Annotated in this window: 7 protein-coding genes; all 7 read right to left on the bottom strand. The window is 62.4% G+C overall.

Translation table 11 applies throughout. The features are described from left to right. Positions 1-123: 123 nt before the first annotated feature. Positions 124-558, bottom strand: coding sequence for a hypothetical protein (locus OUZ52_RS21605; RefSeq protein ID WP_266160660.1), 435 nt, complete (start codon positions 556-558; stop codon positions 124-126). A 148-nt stretch (positions 559-706) separates the two neighbouring features. Next, positions 707-2,947 (bottom strand): DNA topoisomerase IV subunit A, encoded by a 2,241-nt coding sequence (parC, locus tag OUZ52_RS21600; protein ID WP_266160659.1) that lies wholly within the window; start codon positions 2,945-2,947, stop codon positions 707-709. 267 nt (positions 2,948-3,214) lie between these two features. Further along, on the bottom strand, positions 3,215-4,111 hold the full coding sequence (locus tag OUZ52_RS21595) for a TraB/GumN family protein (RefSeq protein ID WP_266160658.1): 897 nt from the start codon (positions 4,109-4,111) through the stop codon (positions 3,215-3,217). Positions 4,112-4,195: 84 nt separating this feature from the next. After that, positions 4,196-5,314 carry a cyclopropane fatty acyl phospholipid synthase gene (gene cfa, locus OUZ52_RS21590; protein ID WP_266160657.1) on the bottom strand — a complete coding sequence of 373 codons (1,119 nt, stop codon included), beginning with the start codon at positions 5,312-5,314 and terminating at the stop codon, positions 4,196-4,198. 29 nt (positions 5,315-5,343) lie between these two features. Next, on the bottom strand, positions 5,344-5,697 hold the full coding sequence (locus tag OUZ52_RS21585) for a DUF190 domain-containing protein (RefSeq protein ID WP_266160656.1): 354 nt from the start codon (positions 5,695-5,697) through the stop codon (positions 5,344-5,346). 29 nt (positions 5,698-5,726) lie between these two features. Next, positions 5,727-6,113 carry a fluoride efflux transporter CrcB gene (crcB, locus tag OUZ52_RS21580; protein ID WP_266160655.1) on the bottom strand — a complete coding sequence of 129 codons (387 nt, stop codon included), beginning with the start codon at positions 6,111-6,113 and terminating at the stop codon, positions 5,727-5,729. A 24-nt stretch (positions 6,114-6,137) separates the two neighbouring features. Then, a partial coding sequence (locus OUZ52_RS21575) for a glycosyltransferase family 9 protein (protein WP_323135387.1) occupies positions 6,138-6,880 on the bottom strand: 743 nt, incomplete at its 5' end.

Raw genomic sequence — 6,880 nt, 5'->3', positions numbered from 1 at the left:
ACCACGGCTTCATGCGATGTTGCCTATGGTTGTTCCTACCGCCAGGTGATGTTGCTCGGCTGCGCGCCGCCGATGCCTGCGGCGCTCCGGCAACATGTGCACCGGGAGACTTTGAACAGGCTCTTAGAAACCGCGGCCGTTGAAACGGCTCACCCCGATCGATACGCCAATGCTGCCGGTAGGGTGGTCGCAGCTGCCCATGCGCTGGGTGATATTGACGTTGCCGCTGTTGTAGGTGCCAGTGCCCATATGGCTGCCGCTGACCACGCCCATGCCGACGCTGCCGTGGGTCTGAGGCTTGTTGTAAGTGGCGTCATCGCAGTCGGGTGCCCGCTTGGCCACGGCGTCGTCGGTTTCCACGTGTCCGCTGGTATCGCCGTAATACACACCGGGGGCGCTGGATGGCTTGCTCGCGCTGGTGCTGCTGGCGGCAGGCAGGTCACTGGGTGGCAGCTGGCTGGCTGGCGGTAGCTTGAGATTCAGCGGCTGGCTGGCCGTCTGTGCCTGGATCGATGCGGCCAGCAAGCTGGCCGTGATCGCGATGATGGCTCGTTTCATGGTGTTACGTGCTCCGGGATATAGCGCTTACAACGCGCCGAGATGCGCAGGCGTGCACATCAGGGCTTCGATGCCGGGCAGCGACGGTAAGTTCCTGTCGCTGCCCGACCCACGTTCGCTGAGCCGGCGCGAGCTATCCGGGTCGGCTTTACGCCGTCGTTTCAATCCGTTCCACCCGGCGCAGGCCGCGCGGCAGCACGCCGCCGCGGGTGGCTCGGTTGCCGCCGAATTCAACCAGGTCGGACCAGCGCAGGGTGAGCTTGCGTTGACCGGCATACAGCGTGACTTCGCCCTTGGCTTCGGTAACCACGGCCACGCCGGCCACACGCTCCTCACCGCTGGCGAGTTTGGCCTTGGGAATATCGATCAGCTTGTTGCCCTTGCCTTTGTCCAGCTCAGGCAGCTCGGCGACCGAGAACATCAACAAATGACCTTCGGTGGTGACCACCACGATGCGGTCGCGTGCCGGGTCGGCGCTGACCTGCGGGGTCAGCACGCGCGAGCCGTCGCTTAGCGTGATGATTTGCTTGCCGGCCTTGTTGCGGCCGGTAAGCGCCTCGAAGCGAGTGACAAAGCCATAACCGAAATCGGTGGCGAGAATCAGTCGGGTGTCGTTATCGCCTGCGGCAAGCGCATCGAAGCTGGCGCCTGCGGGCGGGCTGAAGCGACCGGTCAGCGGGTCGCCGTTACCACGCGCGGAGGGCAGGGTGTGTGCGGGCGTGGAGTAGCTGCGGCCGGTGGAGTCGATCACCGCCACTTGCTGGGTCGTACGTGCCTTGACCACCGCAAGCAGGCTGTCACCTTCGCGGTAGTTCAGCCCTTCGGCATCGATGTCGTGACCCTTGGCGGCGCGAATCCAGCCTTTTTGGCTGAGCACCACGGTGACCGGTTCGCTGGCGACCAGTGAGCTTTCATCCAGCGCCTGCGCGACTTCGCGCTCGATCAACGGCGAGCGACGGTCGTCGCCGTACTTGGCGGCGTCGGCGCGAATCTCGTCCTTGATCAGGCTTTTCAGCTTGGCCGGCGATTTCAGCAGCACATTGATCTTGGCGCGCTCTTCTTCCAGCTGATCGCGTTCGGCGTTGATCTTCATCTCTTCCAGCCGTGCCAGTTGGCGCAGCTTGGTTTCGAGGATGTAGTCGGTTTGTTCGTCGCTGAGCTTGAAGCGGGCCATCAACACCGGCTTGGGCTCTTCTTCGCTGCGAACGATGCGGATCACTTCGTCGAGGTTGAGGTAGGCAATACGCAGGCCTTCCAACAGGTGCAGGCGTCGTTCGACCTTGGCCAGGCGGTGATTCAGGCGGCGAGTGACCGTGTCGGTGCGGAAGCTCAGCCACTCGCTGAGAATGCGCTTGAGGTTTTTCACCTGCGGCCGGCCATCCAGGCCGATCATGTTCAGATTGACGCGGAAGCTCTTTTCCAGGTCGGTGGTGGCGAACAGGTGCTGCATCATCTCGTCGGCATCGACGCGATTGGAGCGCGGCACGATGACCAGGCGGGTCGGATTCTCGTGATCGGACTCATCGCGCAGGTCTTCGATCATCGGCAGCTTTTTCGCGCGCATCTGCGCGGCGATCTGCTCAAGGATTTTGGCCGGGCTGACTTGATGCGGCAGCGCGGTGATGACGATATTGCCTTCGTCGTGTTGATAGACCGCGCGTGCGCGTACCGAGCCGACGCCGTTCTGATACATCGCCAGCAGTTCGTTGCGCGGGGTGATGATTTCCGCCAGGGTCGGATAATCCGGGCCGCGCACGTGTTCGCACAGGTCGGCGATGGTGGCGTCGGGGTCGTCCAGCAAGCGGATGCAGGCGCTGGCCAGTTCGCGCAGGTTGTGCGGCGGGATGTCGGTGGCCATGCCCACGGCAATGCCCATCGAGCCGTTCAATAGCACATGCGGCAGGCGCGCCGGCAGCCAACTGGGTTCTTCCAGCGTGCCATCGAAATTAGGCACCCAGTCGACCGTGCCTTGCCCCAGCTCGCCCAGCAGCGCCTCGGCGATCGGGCTGAGCTTGGATTCGGTATAGCGCATCGCGGCGAAGCTTTTCGGGTCGTCCGGCGAGCCGAAGTTGCCTTGGCCGTCGACCAGCGGATAGCGGTAGGAGAACGGCTGGGCCATCAGCACCATGGCTTCGTAGCAGGAGCTGTCGCCATGCGGATGGAACTTACCGATCACGTCACCGATGGTGCGTGCCGATTTCTTCGGCTTCGCGCTGGCGGCCAGGCTTAGCTCGCTCATCGCATAGATGATGCGCCGCTGTACGGGTTTCAGGCCGTCGCCGACAAACGGCAGGGCGCGATCCAGCACCACGTACATCGAGTAATCGAGATAGGCCCGCTCGGCATATTCCTTTAGCGGGATCTGTTCGTAGTTGGCTTGCAGATTCATGCGGTTACGTCAGATAAGTTGCGCGCAGGCTGCGCGGATAGCCGGTCGATGGTGCCAGAACGCAGAGGGATGGGACAGCTTGACGAGCGGGCCGGTACAGGTATGTCGCGCCCTGCCTCGATCCTGGGCCGGCGCCATCATGTAGAAGGCGTGCTGCATGTGAGCTCACCGCGGTGCGCAGATTGTTCATCCAGCCGGACAAGCCGCGATGCACGATAGGTGATGGGTGGGGAGCTTCAGTAAAAAGCTACTTGCCCGCAAAAAAACTCAGTGTCGCACCGGCTCGACGGTGATGCCATGCGCTTGCAGTTGAACCTGCACACTGTCCGGTCCGGCTAGGTGTCCGGCGCCGACGGCGATGAAACTGATGCCTGGCTGCTGCATGCGTTGCGCGATGGTTTTGGCCCAGGCCTTGTTGCGATCGACGATCAGCCGCTGGTACAGCGCGGGGCTCTCTTGTCGCAAGTCATTGTCGGCCAGGCGGGCTATCATCGCGACGTTGCCGTTTTTCCAGGCAGCGATGAGTTCACGCAACTTATCCGGGCCGTCGGCGACATCGGTAAAGGTCTGCCGCAGAAGATCCAGTTGCATCGGTTCGGACAGGCTGGCGAGCATATGGATTTGCTGTGCGGCGGTTTCCAGGCCGTCGACCGGTTTGCCGGCTTCTTGCATGCGCTGTTTCAGCAGTTTGTCGACGCCAAGGTCGGGGCTCATGCCGGCTTGTACCAACGGGGCGATGGCCAGGGTCAGCGCGGCCAGCCAGGGGCGCATGGGCTGTAGCGAGTTAACGCCGCCAGGCAATTGCGCCGTGGTCACGGCTTGCTTGAGCTTTTCCTGATCGGCCGGGTCGAGCTTGCTCGATAGCGGATGGGCCGTATCCAGGCCGAGCTTGAGCACCAAGGGCTGCATGGTGGCGGCATCGTCGTCGACCAATTCGATGCTCAGCCGCTGGCTTTGTTCCAGTGCCTTGTCCAGCTGCGGTGACGACCAGTCTGTTTCAGATGGCAGCAAATGCACGGTACCGAACAAATACACCGTGGCGTGCTCGTTTTTGGCGACCCACAGGGCCGGATGGGCGATGGCCGAGCTTGCCAGGGCCAGCGCAAACAGTGGCGCGCACAGCACGATGGCGGTCCATCGGCGCAGGGGGAGACGCTGAAACATGGGGTGCTTCCGGGGAACTAGAGCGCTACTACGTAAGGTCCGCATGGTGACATGAATCGCACGCTTCGGCGCCTGTTCTGTGCATTAGCGCGGCACCCGGTAGCCGCCGGGCACACCGTTCGGGCTCAAGGTGAGTTGCCAGAGCTGATCGCGGCGGCTGCGGAACACGGCGGCAGAGACGGCCAGATAGAAATGCCAGATGCGCCGGAAGCGCGGCTCATAATTGGCCGATAAGGACGGCCAGGCGGCGTCGAAGTTGCTCTGCCATGCGGTCAGGGTGCGATCGTAGTCGGCGCCGAAGTTATGCCAGTCCTCCACTACAAACAGGCCTTGCAAGGCCTCGGTGACCTGGCTGGCGGCGGGAATCACCGAGTTGGGGAAAATGTACTTCTCGATCCATGGGTCGGGCCGTGACGGCGGCCCATTGCTGCCGATGCTGTGCAACAGGAACAAGCCATCGTCGCGCAGGCAACGGCGCGCCATCTCGAAATAGCTGCGGTAGTTCAGCGGGCCCACATGCTCAAACATGCCGATCGAGAAGATCGCGTCGAAGTGTTCGTCGAGTTCGTGGTAGTCCTGCAGGCGGATGTCGATCGGCAGGCCTTCACATAGCGTTCGCGCATAGGCGGCTTGCTCGGCGGACACGGTGACGCCCACGCCGATGACGCCGTAACGTTCGGCCGCGTATTTGAGCGCCTCGCCCCAGCCGCAGCCGATGTCCAGCACGCGTTGCCCCGGTTTGAGCTTGAGCTTGCGGCAAATCAGGTCCAGTTTGGCAAGCTGCGCATCGTCGAGATTGTCGGCCTGCGCCCAGTAGCCGCAGGAGTACACCATGCGCCGGCCGAGCATGGCCTGGAACAAATCGTTGCCGAGGTCGTAATGGGTGCGGCCGATCTCGAACGCGTGCTCGCCGCGCTGTAGATTAATGAATCGCGCCTTGAGGTGGGCGATCAGGGTATCGAGCGTTTTCAGCTCGCGATCGAGATGCGCCTCAAGCAGGCGGGTGAACAGGCCGGGCAGATCATCGGCATCCCACCAGCCGTCCATATAGGCCTCGCCCAGGCCGAGTGAGCCATGAGCGAATACCCGCGCATAAAGGCGATCGTCGTGTACTTTGAGATCGGTGGGCCCCTGGCCACCCAGAGCGATGCCGGCAAGTTCGAGTAGGGCGGTAGCGCGCTGCTTCAAAGAGTCAGAACTCATGCGTGCCTCATACCATGGCAGGTTGAGAATCAGTGTTTACCGAGCAGACCGAAGCTTACCGGGGCGCGCACATAAAGCACCTCAACGCCAGCGGCTTTTACCGCATCGAGCAAGATCTGGGCTTGTTCTTCACGCAAAAGAAACTCAATTTTGACGGGTAAATCGTCAGCCAGATCGAAAAACTGCTCTTGGTGTAGCACCCCGTGCCGGCCGTAGCCTGCGGTGGCGCGAAAGGCCGAGCCGCCGCCAATACCCAGATGCCTGGCGTACTCCAGCAGCCATTCGAAGACCAGCGAGCCGTTATGACGGGCGCGTTGGTGGCAATAGAAGCTGAGCTGCAGACCTTGTTGAACGTCTGACGATGAAACCATGTTCTGGCTCATAAGACCTCCAATGCTTAATCGTGCATGGGTCAGCCACGCAGAAGGCTGCGGGTCAGTGCGATGCCGGTAATCGTCATGGCGATCGAGCCGAGCAAATGCACCGTGACGTGGGCGGCGAACCACCCGTATTGCTGGCGCAGTAACAAGGTGGTCGACTCGGCCGAGAAGGTGGAGAAGGTGGTCAGGCCGCCAAGAAAGCCGGTGGCGACGAACAGGCGCAGCTCCGGCGGCAACGTCTGATAGTGGTCAAACACACCCAGCACACAGCCCATCAGCAGGCCACCGACTAAATTGGCGGCCAGCGTACCCAGCGGCAAGGTGGGAAACAGCGGGTTGAGCATCAAGCCGAGCAGCCAGCGTAGCCAGCAACCCAGGGCGCCACCGATGCCTACAGCGAGAAATCCGGTATAGCCCACGTTTGTCGCCTCTTGATAAAGGGTTTAGCGGCCTGCGGCGGTGCTGACGATGGTGGCGATCTCTCGTGCCACATCGGCCGGGGTGCGATCGTAGGCGTGAATGATTTGATTGCCCGGGCCATAAGGGCCCCACTCATCCGCGCTGGTGGTGTTGAAGATACCCAAGGTTGGCGCGCCTGCGGCACAGGCCAGGTGCATGATGCCGCAGTCGGCGCTGGTGTAGCCATCGAGCGCGGCCAGCACGCTGGCCAGTTTGCGCAGATCGCCAGAGTAATAGGCGGGGTAGCGAGAGCCCAGTAGCGAACGACCGAAGGCCGGTACGATTTCCACGATATCGAGGTCGCTGCCTGCGGCTTCGAGTGATTGCAGGAACGGTGTCCACCAGTCGGCGCCGAGCAATTTCGGGCCGGTCGCATTGGCGAAGATGCCGATGACCCGGCGCTTACGCGCCTGGCCGCCGAGCAGGCGAGCCAATGCCTGTCGTCCCTGTTCACGCTCATCCACGCTTAGCCGGATGTCCGGTACCGGATACGGCTTGGCGTTGGCCTGGCCCAAGGCGTTGCGCAGCAGGAATACCGGGCGCTGTCCCTTGCTTATCGGGGCGTCGGTCATGCCGACGGCGTGGGTGACGTTGCCGCTTTTCTTGGGGCTGTCGAAGCCAAGCTTCCAGGTGGCGTTGGCGCGTAGCAGCAGCAGGCGGCCGGTTTGCGATTGCGGATCGGGATCGATGACCAGGTCGTAACGCGTTTTGCGCATGCCGCGGAGTT

It is taken from the genome of Dyella silvatica, from assembly GCF_026283955.1.
Taxonomy (GTDB): domain Bacteria; phylum Pseudomonadota; class Gammaproteobacteria; order Xanthomonadales; family Rhodanobacteraceae; genus Dyella_C; species Dyella_C silvatica.
Note: the sequence above shows the minus strand (reverse complement) of the source record. Positions and strands in the feature narration are given on the sequence as shown.